This is a genomic window from Streptomyces europaeiscabiei (genome assembly GCF_036346855.1).
GTDB classification, from domain to species: domain Bacteria; phylum Actinomycetota; class Actinomycetes; order Streptomycetales; family Streptomycetaceae; genus Streptomyces; species Streptomyces europaeiscabiei.
Map to the genome: position 1 here is coordinate 9,267,729 of NZ_CP107841.1, position 18,396 is coordinate 9,286,124.

Here is an 18,396-nt window from a genome sequence, read left to right on the forward strand (position 1 = left end):
CGAGAGGAACCAGAAATGCCGCAGCGCGTACGAGCCGTTGTCGCCCTGGCCAAGGGAGAGCCGCTCACCCTCGAGACGATCGTCGTGCCGGACCCCGGTCCGGGTGAGGCCGTGGTGAAGGTGCAGGCCTGCGGGGTGTGCCACACGGACCTGCACTACCGCGAGGGCGGTATCAACGACGACTTCCCGTTCCTTCTCGGCCATGAGGCCGCCGGAATAGTGGAGTCGGTGGGGGAGGGCGTGACAGAGGTGGAACCGGGCGACTTCGTCGTCCTCAACTGGCGTGCGGTGTGCGGGCAGTGCCGCGCCTGTCGACGCGGCCGTCCCTGGTACTGCTTCGCCACCCACAACGCGACCCAGAAAATGACATTGGCCGACGGCACGGAACTCTCGCCCGCCCTGGGCATCGGGGCCTTCGCCGAGAAGACCCTCGTCGCGGCCGGCCAGTGCACCAAGGTCGACCCGAATGCATCGCCCGCTGCGGCGGGACTGCTGGGCTGCGGTGTGATGGCGGGTCTCGGCGCCGCGCTCAACACCGGCTCCGTCGGCCGCGGAGACTCGGTCGCCGTCATCGGCTGCGGCGGCGTCGGCAACGCCGCCGTGGTCGGCGCCCGGCTGGCGGGCGCGGCGCAGATCATCGCCGTGGACATCGACGACCGTAAGCTGACCACTGCCCGGTCGATGGGAGCCACGCACGCCGTGAACTCCCTCGCGACCGACCCGATCGAGGCCGTCCGTCAACTGACCGGAGGTTTCGGTGCCGACGTCGTCATCGACGCCGTGGGCCGCCCGGAAACGTATCGGCAGGCGTTCTACGCCCGCGACCTGGCCGGGACCGTGGTTCTGGTCGGGGTGCCGACCCCGGACATGAAGATGGAACTGCCACTGCTGGACGTCTTCGGGCGCGGCGGGGCCCTGAAGTCGAGCTGGTACGGCGACTGCCTTCCCTCCCGCGACTTCCCCCAGCTCATCGACCTGTACCTCCAGGGCCGCCTGGACCTGGACGCCTTCGTCACCGAGACCATCGCCCTGGACGACGTCGAGAACGCCTTCGCCCGCATGCACAAGGGCGATGTGCTGCGCTCGGTAGTGGCGTTGTGACCGCCCGCATCCAACGCCTGGTCACCTCGGGCACCTTCAGCCTGGACGGCGGCACCTGGGACGTCGACAACAACGTCTGGATCGTGGGCGACAACGAATTGGTGATCGTCGTCGACGCGGCACACGATGCCCCTGCTATCGCCGACGACGTCGGCGATCGAAGGGTGACGGCCATCGTGTACAGCCACGGCCATGAAGACCACATCGACGCCGCGCCCGCCCTCGCTGAACTGGCCGGGGCGCCGATCCTCCACCTTCCAAGGAGCCACCGTGATCTACCGCAGCCCCCTGTCCGGACTCCACATCCCCAACGCATTCCTCTCGGAGCACGTACTCGCCGGTGCCGCTACACGGGCGGACAAGGCGGCGCTCATCGACGCCTCCACCGGTGAATCCGTCACTTACGCCGAACTCGTGCGAGCAGCCGACAGCGGTGCGGAAGGGCTTGCGGGGACTGGCATCGCGCCGGGCGACGTCGTCGCCGTGATGAGTCACAACCAGCCCCGGTTTGCGGTGGCGGTGCACGCCGTGCTCAGGGCAGGGGCGGTGGTCTCCCCGCTCAACCCGGTGCTGACGGTGGAGGAGATTGTCAAGCAGCTCACCGACTCCCATGCCCGTGCGCTCGTCGTGGCGCAACCGTTCGAGGAGAAGGCCGCCGAGGCCGCGCGGCGGGCCGGAGTGCGGCAGATGTTCGTCATCGGCACCCGCCAGGAACAGGGTTCCTGGGACGTGTTGGTGGCAGGCGCCAAGCCGACTCCTCTGGCGCTCACCGCGAGCCCCGCCGAGGCGCTCGCCGCGCTCCCGTACTCCAGCGGAACAACGGGCATGGCCAAGGGTGTCATGCTGACACACCGCAACCTGGTCGCCAACCTTCAACAGCTGGCACGATGCTGGCAGTTGACTGAGGACGACGTGCTGTGCGGCGCGCTGCCGTTCTTCCACATCTACGGCTTCACTGTCATCCTCAACTCGGCGCTGCTGGCGGGCGCGACCATCGTCACCCTGCCGCGCTTCGGAATGCGGCCCTTCCTCGAGGTCGTTCAGAACTACGGCGTCACCAGGGGGCACCTAGCCCCACCCATGGTCTTGGACCTCGCGCAGGCAGCAGAGGTCGACGAGTACGACCTGTCGTCGATGGGCAAAGCGATCTGCGGGGCCGCCCCGCTGGACGAGGAGTTGGCGGCGCGCGCGGAGAAGCGCGTCGGCTCCGTGATCCGCCAGGGCTACGGGATGACCGAGGCGAGCCCTGGCACCCACTGCGCTGCCGACGAGATATTCGCTGAGACGCCCGCGGGATCGGCCGGGCGGCTACTGCCAGACACTGAAGCACGGCTGGTTGACCCGGTCAGCGGTGAGGACGCGGAGCCCGGCGAGACCGGGGAACTGTGGGTCCGCGGCCCTCAAATAATGGCCGGATATCTGGCCAACCCCGAAGCGACCGCCCAGACTCTCACGGAGGGATGGCTGCGTACCGGCGACATCGCCCGCGTCGACGAGCACGGCAACTTCTTCGTCGTCGACCGGCTCAAGGAGCTGATCAAGTACAAGGGCTATCAGGTCGCGCCCGCCGAGCTCGAGGCCGTACTACTCACCCATCCCGACATCACCGATGCCGCCGTCATCGCGATGCCCCACCCGACGGGCGGCGAGGCGCCCAAGGCCTTCGTCGTGACCGAACGGCCCATCGACGCCCGGGACCTCCTCGACTGGGTGGCCACGCGGGTCGCTCCGTACAAACGCATCAGGGCCGTCGAGTTCATCGACGCCATCCCCAAGTCGCCGGCCGGGAAGATCCTGCGTCGCCGACTCAAAAAATCTTGATCAAGACTCGATCGAACAGAAACAGCGAAGGAAACCAATATGGATCTGACGGGCAAGGTCGCGGTCGTGACCGGCAGCGGTCAGGGCCTCGGGCTGGCGTACGCGTACGCCTCCTCCCTGGCCCGAGCGGGCGCGAGCGTAGTGGTCAACGACATCAACGCCGAGGCGGCCGACAGGGCCGTCAAAACCACCGAGGCCGCCGGCGGGCGGGCCGTCGCCGAGGTGGCGGCGGTCGGCAGCGGAGAGAAGGCCGATGCCCTGGTCGCCCGCGCCCTCGACGCCTCCGGGCGGCTCGACGTCATGGTGACCAACGCCGGGTTGCTGCGCGACAAGGTGCTGTGGAACGTGACGGACGACGACTTCGACTCCGTCATCGATGTCCACCCGCGTGGCACCTGTGCCCGCGCTGCCGTACGGCACTTCCGTACGGTCGGGGAGGGCGGGCGGCTGATCCTGGCCGGCTCACCTGCCGGACAACGTGGCAACTTCGCTCAGCCCAAGCAGGAAGGTAGGGCCGCCCGATGACCGCCGCACTCGACATCGCCTCGCTCACGGCCATCGACGTCCATGTCCACTGCGAGGTCTCCAAGGACGGTCGCCCCTCCCTGCCCCCGGACCTCCTCGCCGCCTCCGAGAAGCACTTCGGGCCGGGCGGCCAGCGCCTGCCGCAACTGGACCAGGTCGCTGCGTACTACCGCGAACGGCGCATGGCCTGCGTCGTGTTCACCGTCGACGCCGAGTCCACCACCGGCTATCCGGCCATCGCCAACGAAGAGGTCGCCGAGGCGGCCGCCGCACACCCGGACGTGCTGATCCCCTTCGCCAGCATCGACCCGGCGAAGGGGCGGACGGGAGTGCAGGCCGCGCGGCGACTGGTCGAGGAGCACCAGGTCCGCGGCTTCAAGTTCCACCCCAACATGCAGGCGTTCTTTTCGAACGACCGGGCGGCCTACCCCCTGTACGAGGCGCTTGAGGAGCTGGGTGTCCCCGCCCTGTTCCACAGCGGCCAGAGCGGCATCGGTGCCGGCCTGCCCGGAGGCGGCGGCATACGCCTGAAGTACTCCAATCCGCTGTACCTCGACGACGTAGCCGCCGACTTCCCGAACCTCAAGATCATCATCGCTCACCCGTCCTTTCCGTGGCAGGACGAGGCGCTCGCCGTCGCCACGCACAAGCCGAACGTGTGGATCGACCTGTCCGGCTGGTCGCCGAAGTACTTTCCGCCGCAGCTCGTCCAGTACGCCAACACGCTGCTCAGCGACAAAGTGCTCTTCGGCTCCGACTTCCCCCTGATCACTCCCGACCGCTGGCTGAAGGACTTCGCCGCGCTGTCCATCAAGGACGAGGTACGGCCGAAGATCCTCAAGGAGAACGCCGCCCGGCTCTTCGGGCTCACCAAGGACTGACTTGTCAGCGAGCCGACGCGCCCATCTCCTGGAACGCGGCGGGGTCTCGCGCGCGGCCGAGTCCGTCGCGTAGCAAGCTGCCTATGTCGACGGCCTTGACACGGTGGTCGGTTGTGGCGGCACACGCGACGCGGCCCGCGCCGGTGCAGACGCCCAGCGTGCCGATACTGCTCGGATCGACATCCCGACGTGTGATCAGGAAATTCCGGCCTGCTGCATACCGCTACTGGGGAAGTGGCATCCGCCCTCGCGTCCTTCTTCGCCTCGTTCGCGCGGCACACGGCTTTCGACAACGTACAGAGGACGGCCCACAGGGTGGGGGAATTGAAGGGGATGTTCTCGGTGACCTGAGCCGGTCTCGGGCCGCGCCAACGACCTGCGACTATCGCGCGGGCCGACAAAAGGGGCAATTCCCCCCTGAGGTCACATCATCCAGGGAGGAAACTGTCCCTCCCCCTGCCCGGGTGAACGGTGGCAGACTCGTGGCCAGAATCAGTACCGTGCCGGATGCGAGTGGGGAGACTTCTCGCGAGATGCCGTGCCGAGTCGAGTTCGAATTCATCGATGGCGGCCCGTGTCGGGAATCCTAAACTTCGGACCCGCATACGCGCATGCCCGGAGCTGCGGTTCCTCTCGGCTCGACAGAGCCCACCAGTCGGTGTGAATGAGATTCGAGACCATCCTGGGATAAAAACGCCCCCCTCACAATGTGGGGATTTCGTGTGAGAGTGACTTGCATGGAGAGCAGCATACATTTGAACGAGCTGGGTGCATTTCTCAAAGCCCGGCGAGCGGAGCTGAGCCCGCGCACGGTAGGGCTGCCGGAGTCGGGAGCGCCGAGGCGCGTGCCAGGTCTTCGGCGGGACGAGGTCGCCCGGCTGGCCGGGCTCAGCAGCCCGTACTATGCGCGCCTGGAGCAGGGGCGGGTAGTGCGGCCGTCGGCGGTGGTACTTGCGACGCTCGTCCGTGTCCTGCACCTGGATGACGAACAGCGGGACTATCTGTTCGAGTTGGCGGGCGAGGTGGGAGTCAAGGTGTGCCGACGCCCGGCACAGAAGGTTCAGCCTCAGGTGCAGCGATTCATCAACGATATCCCGTTCACCCCGGCATTGGTGCTGGGCCGGTACATGGGCATCCTCGCCTGGAACTCGTTGGCCGCCGCCTTGGTCACCGACTTCTCCCGGATTCCAGTCAAGAAGCGGAACTTTGTCCGGCTACTCTTCACCGAGCCCGCTATGAGGGTGCTGTACCCGGACTGGGAGCGTGTCGCCCGCGCGTGCGTCACGCAGTTGTGGCTGGAGGGCGTCAAGTGCCCCGGAGACGCGCAGCTGACCGAGCTGGTGGGTGAACTGTCGCTGGCTGACCCCCACTTCCGCCAATGGTGGGGAGCGAAGCACGCCACGGTGCTGAGCGTGGGAACGAAGACCCTGCGGCATCCGGTCGTCGGGGACGTCACTCTTAACTGGGACAGCTTCACCAGCGTCACCGATGGCGAGCAGCAGTTGGTGATCTGGACTGCCGAACCAGGAACGGCATCTCACGACAACCTGCGTCTTCTCCAGGCCTGGACTGCGCGGCCGTCGGCGGCATGAGCGGCTGCGTGCATCCGAGCGATGCCGGACACCCAACGTGAGACGTCACGGGCTCGGCGAATTGCTGAATGCTACACCTTTCTCGGCTGCGGTCGTTGCCCGATAGTGCCACACCCGCTTTCATCTGTTCGCTGTCGGGCAAACGGGCCAGAGTTCCCTTCGGGGGAAGAATATCCGGGGAGGAAACTCTCCCTCCCATGGGTGATGCCGGTGGTGCAAGACTTCGGGGCGTGACCAACCGCGGTCGCACAGCACGTGCGCATTATGAATACGCGGTGGTGACGAAGTCGTGGGATTCGCCCAGCTCCCTGTCGCCGTGCAGGCCAGGTGCCCCATCCACCGAGTCCGAAGGCCTAAGTATGTCCTCCCCTGAGTTCACTGACCCAGATGTTCCACCCTCCACCGACTCCACCGAGTCCACCGACTCCGAGTCCCTCACCGCGCCGACACGACGCACCTTCATCGCCACCAGTACTGCGGTCGGTGGTGCCGTCGTCGTCGGCGGCGTGATCGGTGGATCCTTGCTTACCGCCGGGGAGGAGGTGGCTGCCGCCGAAGCGCCCCCGTCGAGCCGTGTCTCTCTGACGGTGAACGGCACCCGCCGGACCGTGACGGTGGACAACCGCACCTCGCTGCTGGACCTGTTGCGTGAGCACTTCGATCTGACCGGTTCGAAGAAGGGTTGCAACGCGGGTGCTTGTGGCGCTTGCACGGTGTTGGTCGACGGCCGGCGGGTCAACTCCTGTCTGACGCTGGCCGTGCGGTTGGAGGGTGCCGAGGTCACCACGATCGAGGGCTTGGCCGACGGGGACGAACTGCACCCGTTGCAGAAGGCGTTCATCGAGCAGGACGCGTTCCAGTGCGGTTACTGCACACCGGGCCAGATCATGTCGGGCGTCGGCTGCATCCAGGAGGGCCACACCGACTCGCCGGAGGAGATCCGCGAGTGGATGAGCGGCAACATCTGCCGCTGTGGCTGCTATGTGAAGATCGTGCGCGCGGTCGACCAGACCGCTGGCCGGAAGTAAGGAGCCGCTGACATGCATCCCTTCTCCTTCACGAAGGCCGCGAACACCCGTGAAGCCCTCAACGCCGGCCGGCGCGGCGGCCGTTACATCGCCGGGGGCACCACCCTCGTCGACCTGATGCGAGAGACCGTCGAGCGTCCCGAGACGCTGGTCGACATCTCCGGTCTGCCTCTGGACAAGGTCACCGTCACCGAGCGCGGCGGGCTGCGCATAGGTGCGCTGGTGACCATGGCCGAGACGGCCGCGAACCGGAAGGTGCGCACCACGTACCCGGTCATCTCCGAGGCGCTGGAGCTGAGCGCGTCGGCGCAGCTGCGGAACATGGCTACCATCGGCGGCAACATCATGCAGCGCACCCGGTGTACGTACTTCCGCGATGTGACGGCCGACTGCAACAAGCGTGATCCGGGGTCGGGTTGTGCCGCACTTAACGGCCACAACCGCACGCACGCGATCCTCGGCACCTCCGACTCCTGCGTGGCCACCCACCCCTCCGACGTCGCCGTGGCCTTCGCGGCGCTGGAGGCGACCGTGCACCTGCTCGGCCCGGACGGGGAACGCCGTATCCCCTTCGCTGACTTCCTGCTGCGGCCCGGCACTACTCCGAACCGCGAACAAGCCCTCAAAAAGGGCGAGTTGATCACGGGAGTGGAGATCCCGGCTCTTCCGCGTCCCCTGCGGTCGGGCTATCTGAAGGTGCGCGACCGGCAGTCGTACGAGTTCGCCCTGACGTCGGCGGCTGTCGCCCTGCATGTGCGCGGCGGGGTGATCCGGGAGGCGAAGGTGGCGGCCGGGGGAGTGGGCACGGTGCCGTGGAAGCTGTCCGCAGTCGAGCGGCACCTCATCGGTGAGCGTCCCTCGGGGTCGTTGTGGAAGGCTGCCGCCGCGAAGGCGGTGGCAGGTGCCCGTCCCCTTGACCACAACCGTTTCAAGGTCGAGTTGCTGAAACGGACCGTTGAGCGTCAGTTGCGCATCGTAGGAGGTACGAAGTGAGCCCCCAGCCGCAGGCAGCCGTAGGCGCGCCGCTGTCGAGGGTAGACGGTCGGCTGAAGGTCACGGGTAAGGCGGTGTATGCCGCCGAGCACGACGTTGACGGGGTGGTGCACGCCGTCATCGTCGACGCGAGCATCGGCCGGGGCCGTATCACCTCCATCGACACCGGTGATGCCGAGAATCATCAGGGTGTGCTGCGGGTGCTCCACCATGGCAACGCGCCGAAACTGCCCTACCGCGACAACGCAGGCTCCAACAACCCACCCGGTCGCAGACTGCGGGTGTTCCAGGACGACCGGGTGCTCTTCCACGGTCAGCCGGTCGCCGTCGTGGTCGGCACGACCTTGGAGGCCGCGCAGCACGGGGCGAGTCTGGTCAAGGTCCGCTATGACGCGGAGGAACCCTCGACCGATCTGCACGAGGCCGAGCGGGACGAGCCGACGGATTACGCACGCGGTGACGCGGAAGCGGGCCTGCGCTCCTCGGCCGTACGCCTGGACCTGACCTACCAGTTGGCGCGCAACCACCACAACCCGATGGAGCCGCACGCCACCATCGCCCGCTGGGACGGCAACAAGCTCACTGTCTGGGACAAGACGCAGTGGGTGGTAGGCACACATGACGAGCTCGCTGCCGTGTTCGACCTGCCGGCTGAGGCGGTGCGGGTCATCAACCCGTTCGTCGGGGGCGGCTTCGGCAGCGGGCTGCGCTGCTGGCCGCACACGATCGTCGCCGCGCTGGCCGCGCGGGAGACGAAGCGTCCGGTCAAGCTGGTGCTGAGCCGCAAGCAGATGTACTTCGGCACCGGCTATCGGCCGTCGTACGAGTACCGGCTGCGCCTCGGCAGCGACCGGCGCGGCCGGCTGTCCGCCGCGATCCACGACATCGACGCCGAGACCTCGTCGTACGAGACGTTCACCGAGGCCGTCATGGCGGCGGGGCAGATGATGTACAGCATGCCGAACGTCAGCCAGGCGTACCGGCAGGTTTCCCTGGACGTGAACACCCCGATCTGGATGCGCGGCCCTGGTCTCGCCACGGCGTCGTTCGCCATCGAGTCGGCCATGGACGAGCTCGCGCACGAACTGGGCATCGACCCGATCGAGCTGCGCCGGCGCAACGAACCCAGCGAGGACGAGTCGAACAACCTGCCGTTCTCCACCCGGCGGCTGCGTGAGTGCTACACCGTCGGCGCCCGGGAGTTCGGCTGGAACCGCCGCTCCGCCCGGCCGCGATCAAGGCGCGAGGGCGACTGGCTGATCGGTCTGGGCATGGCCGCCGGTGTCTACGACCCCGGGCGTTTCCCCGCGGAGGCCCGGGCGCGTCTGGATGCCGACGGCACCGCCGTGGTCGAGTCGGCCACCAGTGACATGGGACCGGGCACCTATACCTCCCAGACCCAGGTCGCCGCCGACGCCCTCGGGCTGACCATGCGCACGGTCACCTTCCGGCTCGGCGACTCCCTCTATCCGCCGACCGGCCCGCACGGCGGCTCGGCCACCATGGCCAGCGTCGGCACCGCCGTCGTCGACGCCTGCGACAAGGTCCGCGAGCAGGCGATCAAGCTGGCCGTCGAGGACCGCGAGTCACCGCTGTACGGGGCGGCGGTGAAGGATGTCGTCGTACGCGGTGGTCGGCTGCACGTGCGGGGCAATCCGGCACGGGGCGAGACGTACCAGCGGCTGCTCACCCGCAACGACCGCACCCACCTCCAGGCGGACGGCTCCTACGCCGGGGCGCCGCAACCGGCGCGGCGCTCTTACCACGCCTACAACGCCACGTTCGCCGAGGTCGCCGTGGACGCGACCCTGGGCCTGGTGCGGGTGCGGCGGATGCTCGGGGTGTACGACGCGGGCCGCATCATCAGTCCGAAGCTGGCCGAGAGCCAGGCGTTCGGCGGCATCGTGGGCGGCATCGGCACGGCCCTGCTGGAGCACACCGCCACCGATCACCGCGACGGCCGGATCGTCAACGCCAACCTGGCCGACTATCTCGTCCCGGTCAACGCCGACGTCCCCGAGGTCAGGGCGATCTACCTGGACGGCGAGGACAACGACGGCAACGCCCTGGGGGTGAAGGGGCTCGGCGAGGTCGTCCAGGTGGGTGTGGCGGCCGCGATCGGCAACGCGGTCTTCAATGCCACCGGCCGCCGGGTGCGTGAACTGCCCATCACAGCCGAGGCGTTGCTCTGACCTCAGCACGCCCATCGACCGGTCCGGCAGCAGCTCCACTGTCCGGCTGCCGGGCCAGACAGGGTCGCCGCCGCGCACAGATTCTCCCCCGCAGCGCGGCGGCGACCCGCCCCACGTTCCCCTGGCGAACCACGGAGAAAGACTCATGCTGAACATCGCGGACACACTGCACCGCTGGTGCCGCGAAGCACGCCCCTTCGCCCTGGCCACCGTTGTTGACGTCACCGGCAGCGCTCCTTTGCCGATCGGCACTTCGGTAGCGGTGGACGCCGACGGCAACGCGGTCGGCAGCATCTCCGGCGGCTGCGTCGAGGGCGCGGTCTACGACCTGTGCCGACAGGTCCTGCGCGACGAGGGTCCTGTGCAGCGCGCCTGGTTCGGCTACTCCGACGACGACGCCTTCGCCGTCGGCCTGACCTGCGGCGGCGAACTCGATGTCCTCGTCCGGCGCATCGACCCGGCCACCGAACCGCATCTCGGTGCTGCCCTGGACGACATCGTCCAGGGCAGGCCGACCGCCGTGGCGCAGGTCGTCGACGGCCACCACGACCTGCTGGGCCGCATGGTCTGCGTCCTTGCCGACGGCACCGCCTCCTACGGAACCCTGGACGGAGGGCCGACGGACCGCGCGGTGACCGCACAGGCGGGCGCCCTGCTCCGGTCCGGACGTACCGCGCGCGTCGAGCTGGGCGGAGACGCCGACACCTGCCCGGACCGGCTGTCCGCCCTCGTCCATGTGGCCGCCACCCGCCCCCGCCTGATGATCTTCGGTGCCGTCGACTTCGCCGCCGCGCTCAGCCAGGCTGGCCGCTTCCTCGGGTATCACGTCACCGTGTGCGACGCTCGCCCCGTCTTCGCCACACCGGCACGCTTCCCGGACGCGGACGAGGTCATCGTCGACTGGCCACATCGCTACCTGGAGCGCACGAGCGTGGACGCCCGCACCGCCGTCTGCGTCCTCACCCACGACGCCAAGTTCGACATCCCCCTGCTACGGCTGGCCCTCGATCTGCCCGTCGGCTATGTCGGGGCCATGGGATCGCGGCGCACACACGAACAGCGTCTCCGTCTTTTGCGTGAACAGGGCATGTCCGACGCTCTCGTCGCCCGCCTGCACTCGCCGATTGGCCTCGATCTAGGGGCTCACACACCGGAAGAGACAGCTGTCTCCATCGTGGCGGAGATCATCGCCTCCACCAACCTCGGAAGCGGCCTGCCTCTCTCCCGGCGAACGGGACCGATCCACCGTGTGATGTCCCCGTTGCCAGGCGCGGCCGATACGCTGCCCACGGTCGAAGGGACAGCCGCACGTGCCGGTGTGTGAAGCGGCACGGTCTCGCGGATGATCAATGGTGTGCCGGGGCGGCGACGAGGCCCGGACGGCCCCATCTGAGGCGGTGTTCCCGCAGCCGAACCCGCCGCCCTCCCGGAACCTTGACCGCCTAACAGGCTCGATCCGCAGACGTTTCCGTCCAGCAAGTGCGCCACAAGCACATCTGTGGAGCGACGCTTCGCCCCGGCCAGGGGCCCCATCCCTGTGAGATTGGCTGACATGACTGGCAGTGCACCCCATGAGTTGGGTGACTTCCTCAAACTCCGGCGTGCGGAGCTGACTCCCCGGTCCGTGGGGCTGCCCGACTCGGGAGCGCCGCGTCGAGTCCCCGGCCTGCGCCGGGAGGAAGTGGCTGTGCTGGCCGCGATCAGCACCGACTATTACACACGGGTGGAACAGGGACGCATGCATGTCTCCGAGCCCGTGCTGGAGGCCATCGCCCGAGTGCTGAAGCTCAGTGACGACCAGCGGGAGTACGTCTTCGAACTGGCGGGCAAGGACGCCGGCCGCCCGCACCCGCCCGAGGCTCAGGTCGTCAACCCACAACTGCAGCGGTTGCTCGACGACCTCATGTCCATCCCGGCCATGGTCCTCGGACGCCGGATGGACGTGCTGGCCTGGAACGAAATGGGTGCTGCCCTGGTGGGCGACTTCGGGCGCATCCCGAAAGGGGACCGCAATTACGCGAAGATGATCTTCTCGGACCGCATGAGGGGCCTGTACGCCGATTGGGAGGCCGCGGCCCGCCTCGCTGTCGCACAACTGCGCAGGGAAGCGGCCCGCAACCCCGGCTCGCCGAGACTCGCCGCGCTGGTCGACGAGTTGTCGGAGCGGGACGCGGACTTCCGGCGGTGGTGGGCCGAGCACCTCGTGGCAGCCCGGAAGGTCGGTGCGAAAACGCTGAACCATCCGATCGTCGGCGAACTCACCCTCGAATGGGACACCCTGACGTGCAGCACCGACCCCGATCAGCAACTGACCATCTGGACGCCCGCACCCGACACGGCCACGCACGGCAGGCTGCGCAGCCTTGCGGCTTGGTTGGCTGACGGGCACCCGGCCGCCCCCGGTACGGCGAACTGACGACATCGCGCGCGGGCGAATCCGGTTCGACCCACTCAGGTGACGCCTACTTCGCCGGCGGCGCGGCGCCTTCGAGGCGTGGTCTGGAGGTTTGCCGACGTCCCCGCGAGCGAGACAGCCGGTTCACAGAGGGCGAGTGTTAGGCGGGTGCAGGGAGGCAAGGGTGAGCTCTGGCCCACTCGGGTCGGCGCCGGCGTCCGGCCCTGCAGTCGGCGAAGTACCAGCCGAGCCGGATGGGCACTGCTGCTTCCAGGTCGGCGTCCTCCCGGAACTCTCCCTGGTGGTGGGCGGGTGCGGAGAGCAGGGTTCCCTCCCTGGTTGAGAACATCCAGCGAGGGAACCCTTCCCCGCACAGCCACTTACCCCATGATGCCGTCAGCTGAGGCCGTCGTGGGAGATGGTCTGCACCTCGGCCCGCAGGGCGTGGCTGGCCCGGTATCGCGGGTCGTGGTAGGACGACCAGAGGGCGTCGAGCAGCTCGAGCACCCTGCGCGTGGACCACCGCGCGCTCCAGGCGAACGGACCTATGGGGTAGTTGGTACCCAGGAGCATCGCGAGGTCGATGTCGTCGGGGGTCGCGACCCCGTGGTGGGCCGTCTCCCACGCCTCGTTCGCGATCATCGAGAGAACTCGGGCGACCACGAGCCCCGGGATGTCGGCCATGGGGAAGGCGTGTATGCCGGCGCGATCCAGCAGGGCGACGACGACGTCCGTGAGCGCGGCATCGGCGGAGGCGAGGGCGAGAGCTGTCGCCGTCGAGGGATCCAGGCAGCGATCGAGGAGGAGTACAGGCTCGCTTCGCCGGGCGGCCTCCTCACGTGCGCTCCGGCCGCGAGTGACCATGACGGACCCCAGACTGACGAATTCGATGCGGGGGGTGTCGCTTACCTCCCGGCCGAACTCGAGGCCGCTACGAGTGAGCACGGCCTCCAGTTGGTCGTCCGAACCGTGCAGGACCACTCGCGTGGCGCCCGTCACCGCTTCGGCTTTCACTTCCGCGGCGAGGGGACGTGCTCGCTCGGCATTCTCGCCGTACCCGTAGAAACCCTGGCCGGTCTTGCGACCGAACCGTCCTGCGGCGATGAGTTCGCTCTGGATGAGGGAGGGTGCGAAACGCGGGTCGTAGTGGTACGACGTCCAGACGGACTGTGTCACCGCGAAGTTGACGTCGTTGCCGATGAGGTCCATCAGTTCGAAGGGGCCCATGCGGAATCCGCCGGCAGAGCGCATGAGTTCGTCGATCGTCTCCGGAGTGCACGCACGCTCCTCGACGAGTCGGAGCGACTCCCCGTAGAAGGCCCGGGCGACCCGGTTGACGATGAATCCGGGTACCGAGCGGACGTGGGCAACCGACTTACCCCAGCGTACGGCGAGTTCGGCGACGGTGTCGACGACCTCGTCGGCGGTCTGTAGGCCCCGGACGACCTCGACGAGCCTCATGACGGGGACGGGGTTGAAGAAGTGCATGCCGACCACGCGTGACGGATCCGGCGTTCCGGCGGCGATGGCGGTGACCGACAGCGACGAGGTGTTCGTCGCGAGGACGCACGTCGGTCCGAAGTGTTCTGCGGCGCGCCGCAGAACCGCCTGCTTGATGTCGAGGCGCTCGAGGATGGCCTCGACGACGACTGTGGGTGCGTCCGTCGGTGTCTGGGTGAGGTCGGTGAAGGTACGCAGCCGTGCCTTCACCAGGGTGGGTGCCGCCGGGTCTCTCCGGCTGAGACGTGCCGTGATGTCGGACCTGGCCACCTTCAGCTGCGCCTCGTCCGGGTCGACCAGATGCACCGGGTGACCGGAGGCGAGTGCGACCTGCGCGATCCCCCGGCCCATCGTGCCCGCTCCGATCACGCAGATGTGGGCCAGTGGTTGTGACATGAGGGGCTCCTCGGCGTCGTCCGTGGATCGCCGCCGCCGTAGTGCCGCGCACGATCCCCAAGATCCTTGACATGGTTCCTCGACAGAGTATCGTAATGTCAAACTTTTGCAGGTGTATGAAAAACAGATCAGGGTGTGAGGTGTTCGTCAGGTGAACGCGCCCTGACGCGAACAGTCGCATTCCGTACGGGCCGACTCGTCGAACCAGGAGCTGAGTCCATGAGCTACGAGGACATCACCGTCGCCGTCCATGACGGCGTCGCGGTGATCACGATCAACCGGCCCGACCGGGCCAACAAGCTGAGGTTCGAGACAGCGCGTGAGCTGCTCGCTGCGTTTCAGCACGTGCGGCAGTCGCCCGACATCGACGTGGCGATCCTCACCGGCGCGGGCGAGAAGTTCTTCTGTATCGGGGGAGAGCACGAGGAGCCCACGTCGCTCGACTACTCCAGCGTGATGCCGGTCATCGATCTCTACGAGTTCATCGACGCGATGCCGAAGCCGGTGATCGCGGCGGTCAACGGATACGCCGTCGGCGGGGGGAACGTGCTCCAGGTCGTGTGCGACCTCTCGATCGCCGCCGACCACGCCGTGTTCCGCCAGGTGGGTCCGATGGTCGGCAGCTTCGACGCAGGCTTCGGCACCTGGTACCTCGAGGAGACCATCGGGCGGCGGCGGGCGAAGGAGATGTGGTACCTGAACCGCAAGTACTCCGCGCAGGAAGCCCTGGACATGGGTTTGGTCAACGAGGTGGTGACCGGTCGCCCCGTCCTCGACCGTGCTGTCGAGGTCGCGCAGGACCTGCGCCGACGCGGTCCTTTCGCGCTGGCCGCCCTCAAGACCGCCTTCTCCAGCCGCCACACCGGTGTCGTCGGGCAGGCACGCCTCGCACACGACCTCCTGCTCACCGCCTACCGCAACACCCAGGAGGCGGCCGAGATGTCGGAGTCCTTCGAGGAGCGCCGCGACCCTCGTCGCGAGAGGTTCTACCGATGACGGGGCGCAATGCGGAACTCGACGACTTCCTCGAGGTGCTGACGAAGCGTCTTGTGTCGGTGGAGTGGAGCGACGCCCACGCGATTCGCGCCGCGCTCGCCGCGGCGGATGTCCTCGATCTGGCACAGGAGGCGGCCGAGCTCGACGACGCCGTCGACTGGCTCGTCGCAGCCGTGCGCACGACCGCGCACTTCTCGCCCGCAGCCGCGTTCGCCCTCGCGGGCCGGTTCGCCGCGCAACGTGGTCTCGCCACTACGGACGAGGACGGCTGCGAAGTGCGGGACGTAACCTCTGCGGTCACCAATCCCACCGCACCCGACCCGTGGACGGCCACTGTGCCGACCTTGTTCGCGCCCGGCGCGGTGGTGCTCTTGGACCGCTCCACGGGACGGGCCGTGCTGGCCCGCCGGAACGCTCTGGTGGGGGAGGGGCCCGAGGGAACGCGGCGCAGCGGACTGCGCGAAGCCGCCCTGCGGACGGTCCGGCTCGGTGACACGGTCGTGACGCTGCCGGAGGCTGTCACGAGGCGTACCGCGCGCGACTGGGACCTGTTCACCTCCGCTGTGGGCCTCGGCCTCGCCGAGACAGCGCTGCACACGGCAGAGACGTACGCCGGTGAGCGGCGTCAGTTCGGTTCCGCGATCGGTACCTTCGCGGGTCTGCGCGCGATCCTGGCCGAGATGCGGATCCGTGTCCGCACGGTGGACGCGATGCTCGACGGCGCGGTCGCCGGTGACCTCGACACAGCAGAGCTGCTGGCCCAGGCGGGCAGGACCGCCGTCGACGTCTGCCTGGACGCGATCCAGGTGCACGGGGGCTACGGGTACATCGATGAATACCCCGTGGCCGGTCTGCTGCGCGACGCGGTGAGCCTCCGGGCCCGTGGCGGCGGCCGCCGGACCGTCCTGGCGCAGGTCGCCTCTCGACGCCTCGGCAAGCCCGGGGGCGATACGTGAAGGCTCTCGCACACTCCGCGCCCCTGAATGACCACCCGAGGAAGGAGGCCTCATGAACGCGTCTGCCGGCCCGCTGCACGGGATCACCGTGGTCGACATCTCGTCGTCCTACGCAGCACCGACCACTTCCATGTACCTCGGCGACATGGGAGCGGAGATCATCAAGATCGAGCCCGTGCGTGGAGACGACGCCCGTGGATGGGGGCCACCCTTTCTCAACGGCGAAGCCGCGTGGTTTCTGTCGGTCAACCGCAACAAGAAGAGTTTGTGCCTGGACATACGCGGTGAGCAGGGTCGTGAGGTGCTCTTCCGGCTGCTGGAGACCGCGGACGTGTTCATCGAGAACCTGAATCCGGCCAAGCTCGAGCGGCACGGCCTGGGGCTCGACGCACTGCGTGAACGCTTTCCCCGGCTCGTGATCTGCGCTCTGTCGGGATTCGGGATCGACGGCCCCGATGCCGCGCTCCCGGGATACGACCTGATCGCCCAGGCCCGCTCCGGGATGATGAGCGTCACCGGTGACGCCGGAGTACCGCAGCGCGTCAGCACCGCTCTGTCCGATGTCGCGGCCGGCACCGTCGCCGCGTACGCCATCGCGGCCGCGTTGGTCAGGCAGCAGAGGCACGACATCGGCGAGATCATCGACGTCGCCCTGCTCGAAGCCGACCTCGCCTTCATGTCACCTCGGATCGCCAGCTTCCTCGCGGGCGATCCGGAACCCCGCCCCTGCGGCGGCACCGACTCGGTGGTCGCGATCTACCAGACGTTCCGGACGAGCGACCGCCCCATCGTCGTCGCCGTGGGGAACGACAAGATCTGGCTCCACGCCTGCGCGGCACTGGGCCTGGACGAGCTGGCCCAACGGCCCGACCTGGCCACCAACGCCGGACGTCGCGCGCGCCGGGACGAGGTCGTCGACGCCTTCCAGTCGGTTCTGAGCATGAGGACCTCGCAAGAGGCGCTCAAGGCTCTTCAGGATGTCGGCGTACCGTGTGCGCGGATCAACTCGCTGTCCGAAGTCGTCGACGACCCTCAAGTGGAGGCTCGCGAGGCGATCGTCAGCCAAGAGCATCCGCGTGCGGGCGTCTTCCGGGGCGTCGCGAGCCCGTGGCGTCTCGGTTCGCAGAGGAGTCGGGCGCCCCGCCTGCCGGCGCCGCTCCGGGGCGAGCACGGGCGCGACATCCTTACAAGTGCAGGATTCGACGACGAGCGGATCGCCGATCTCGCGGAGGCGGGTGTCGTATGGGTTCCCTGATCGAGGTGGACGACAACGGGCGGGTGCGGACGATCACCCTGAACCGCCCGGACCGGCTCAATGCCCTGAACACCTCAGTGCTGGACGCGCTGGCCGGGGAGGTCCGGCGGGTCGCTGAGGAGAACAGGGGCATCCGGTGCCTGGTCATCAGAGGGGCAGGCGACCGGGCGTTCAGCGCCGGCGCCGACCTTGAGGAGATTCGCGGCCTCGACGCCGACCAGGCGCAAGCCTTCATCCGGCGGGGCCACCGTGCGATCACCGCGATCGAGCGCTCATCCGTTCCGGTGATCGCCGAGGTCGACGGCTTCGCCCTCGGCGGCGGATTCGAACTCATGCTGGCGTGCCACATGGTGATCGCCTCAGACCGCAGTCAGTTCGGCCTCCCGGAAGCACGGATCGGCTGCATCCCGGGATTCGGGGGCACCCAGCGGCTGCCCAGAACCGTGGGCAAGGCGGCGGCCTTCCACCTGATGCTCACCGGCAGCCGGATCGACGCTGATCGTGCCTGGCAGATCGGTCTGCTGTCAGTCCCGCCGGTTCCCACCGCCGAACTGCCCCGTCAGGTGGAGGAGACGGCGTTTCTGATCGCGTGCGGGAGCCGCACCGGTCTGGCCAACCTACTCGAAGCCGCGCGGCAGAGCACGTCCGGCCCGGCCCTGGAACACGAGGCGGCACTCGCCGCCATTTCGATCGCCTCCGTCGACGGCCAGGAAGGCATCACGTCCTTCGCCGAGCGACGCGAGCCCGTCTTCACCGAGGAGTGAC

The 18,396-nt window shown here is 68.2% G+C and carries 14 protein-coding genes and 2 pseudogenes; 15 read left to right on the forward strand and 1 reads right to left on the reverse strand.

Annotated elements, in window-relative coordinates; genetic code table 11:
* The first annotated feature begins 15 nt into the window (after window positions 1-15).
* The 11 genes and pseudogenes from OG858_RS40305 (at window position 16) to OG858_RS40355 (ending at window position 12,549) form a co-directional block, all read left to right on the forward strand.
* Window positions 16-1,101 carry an S-(hydroxymethyl)mycothiol dehydrogenase gene (locus OG858_RS40305; RefSeq protein WP_327725582.1) on the forward strand — a complete coding sequence of 362 codons (1,086 nt, stop codon included), beginning with the start codon at window positions 16-18 and terminating at the stop codon, window positions 1,099-1,101.
* Window positions 1,098-1,421: pseudogene (locus tag OG858_RS40310) on the forward strand (MBL fold metallo-hydrolase); the annotation flags it as partial. The gene OG858_RS40305 and the pseudogene OG858_RS40310, both read left to right, overlap by 4 nt.
* Window positions 1,372-2,922, forward strand: coding sequence for an AMP-binding protein (locus tag OG858_RS40315; RefSeq protein ID WP_406200571.1), 1,551 nt, complete (start codon window positions 1,372-1,374; stop codon window positions 2,920-2,922). The pseudogene OG858_RS40310 and the gene OG858_RS40315, both read left to right, overlap by 50 nt.
* Before the next feature lie 39 nt (window positions 2,923-2,961).
* A pseudogene (locus OG858_RS40320) lies at window positions 2,962-3,417 on the forward strand (SDR family NAD(P)-dependent oxidoreductase); the annotation flags it as partial.
* Window positions 3,418-3,443: 26 nt separating this feature from the next.
* Window positions 3,444-4,328 carry an amidohydrolase family protein gene (locus OG858_RS40325; protein ID WP_327725584.1) on the forward strand — a complete coding sequence of 295 codons (885 nt, stop codon included), beginning with the start codon at window positions 3,444-3,446 and terminating at the stop codon, window positions 4,326-4,328.
* Window positions 4,329-5,065: 737 nt separating this feature from the next.
* The gene (locus tag OG858_RS40330; protein ID WP_327725585.1) at window positions 5,066-5,920 is read left to right on the forward strand and encodes a helix-turn-helix transcriptional regulator; all 855 of its coding nucleotides are present in this window, start codon (window positions 5,066-5,068) and stop codon (window positions 5,918-5,920) included.
* 359 nt (window positions 5,921-6,279) lie between these two features.
* The gene (locus OG858_RS40335; protein WP_327725586.1) at window positions 6,280-6,948 is read left to right on the forward strand and encodes a (2Fe-2S)-binding protein; all 669 of its coding nucleotides are present in this window, start codon (window positions 6,280-6,282) and stop codon (window positions 6,946-6,948) included.
* A 12-nt stretch (window positions 6,949-6,960) separates the two neighbouring features.
* Entirely contained in the window at window positions 6,961-7,941 is a 981-nt protein-coding gene (locus OG858_RS40340; RefSeq protein ID WP_327725587.1) for an FAD binding domain-containing protein, read from the forward strand.
* The gene (locus tag OG858_RS40345; protein WP_327725588.1) at window positions 7,938-10,133 is read left to right on the forward strand and encodes a xanthine dehydrogenase family protein molybdopterin-binding subunit; all 2,196 of its coding nucleotides are present in this window, start codon (window positions 7,938-7,940) and stop codon (window positions 10,131-10,133) included. Before OG858_RS40340 ends, OG858_RS40345 begins: the two co-directional genes overlap by 4 nt.
* Window positions 10,134-10,278: 145 nt before the next feature.
* Entirely contained in the window at window positions 10,279-11,457 is a 1,179-nt protein-coding gene (locus OG858_RS40350) for an XdhC/CoxI family protein (protein WP_327725589.1), read from the forward strand.
* Between the two features lie 228 nt (window positions 11,458-11,685).
* Window positions 11,686-12,549 carry a helix-turn-helix domain-containing protein gene (locus OG858_RS40355; RefSeq protein WP_327725590.1) on the forward strand — a complete coding sequence of 288 codons (864 nt, stop codon included), beginning with the start codon at window positions 11,686-11,688 and terminating at the stop codon, window positions 12,547-12,549.
* Window positions 12,550-12,924: 375 nt separating this feature from the next.
* On the opposite strand, the gene OG858_RS40360 is transcribed toward OG858_RS40355, so the two are convergent.
* On the reverse strand, window positions 12,925-14,424 hold the full coding sequence (locus OG858_RS40360; protein ID WP_327745460.1) for a 3-hydroxyacyl-CoA dehydrogenase: 1,500 nt from the start codon (window positions 14,422-14,424) through the stop codon (window positions 12,925-12,927).
* A gap of 219 nt (window positions 14,425-14,643) precedes the next feature.
* Here OG858_RS40360 and OG858_RS40365 point away from each other — a divergent pair, with 219 nt between their 5' ends.
* The 4 genes from OG858_RS40365 to OG858_RS40380 are packed head-to-tail and all read left to right on the forward strand — an operon-like array spanning window position 14,644 to window position 18,395.
* The gene (locus OG858_RS40365) at window positions 14,644-15,420 is read left to right on the forward strand and encodes an enoyl-CoA hydratase-related protein (RefSeq protein WP_327725592.1); all 777 of its coding nucleotides are present in this window, start codon (window positions 14,644-14,646) and stop codon (window positions 15,418-15,420) included.
* Entirely contained in the window at window positions 15,417-16,376 is a 960-nt protein-coding gene (locus OG858_RS40370) for an acyl-CoA dehydrogenase family protein (RefSeq protein WP_327745461.1), read from the forward strand. Before OG858_RS40365 ends, OG858_RS40370 begins: the two co-directional genes overlap by 4 nt.
* Before the next feature lie 52 nt (window positions 16,377-16,428).
* Window positions 16,429-17,631, forward strand: coding sequence for a CaiB/BaiF CoA transferase family protein (locus OG858_RS40375; protein WP_327725594.1), 1,203 nt, complete (start codon window positions 16,429-16,431; stop codon window positions 17,629-17,631).
* Window positions 17,619-18,395, forward strand: a complete 777-nt coding sequence (locus OG858_RS40380) for an enoyl-CoA hydratase/isomerase family protein (RefSeq protein WP_327745462.1) — start codon at window positions 17,619-17,621, stop codon at window positions 18,393-18,395. The genes OG858_RS40375 and OG858_RS40380 overlap by 13 nt, the downstream gene beginning before the upstream one ends.
* Window position 18,396 lies beyond the last annotated feature (1 nt).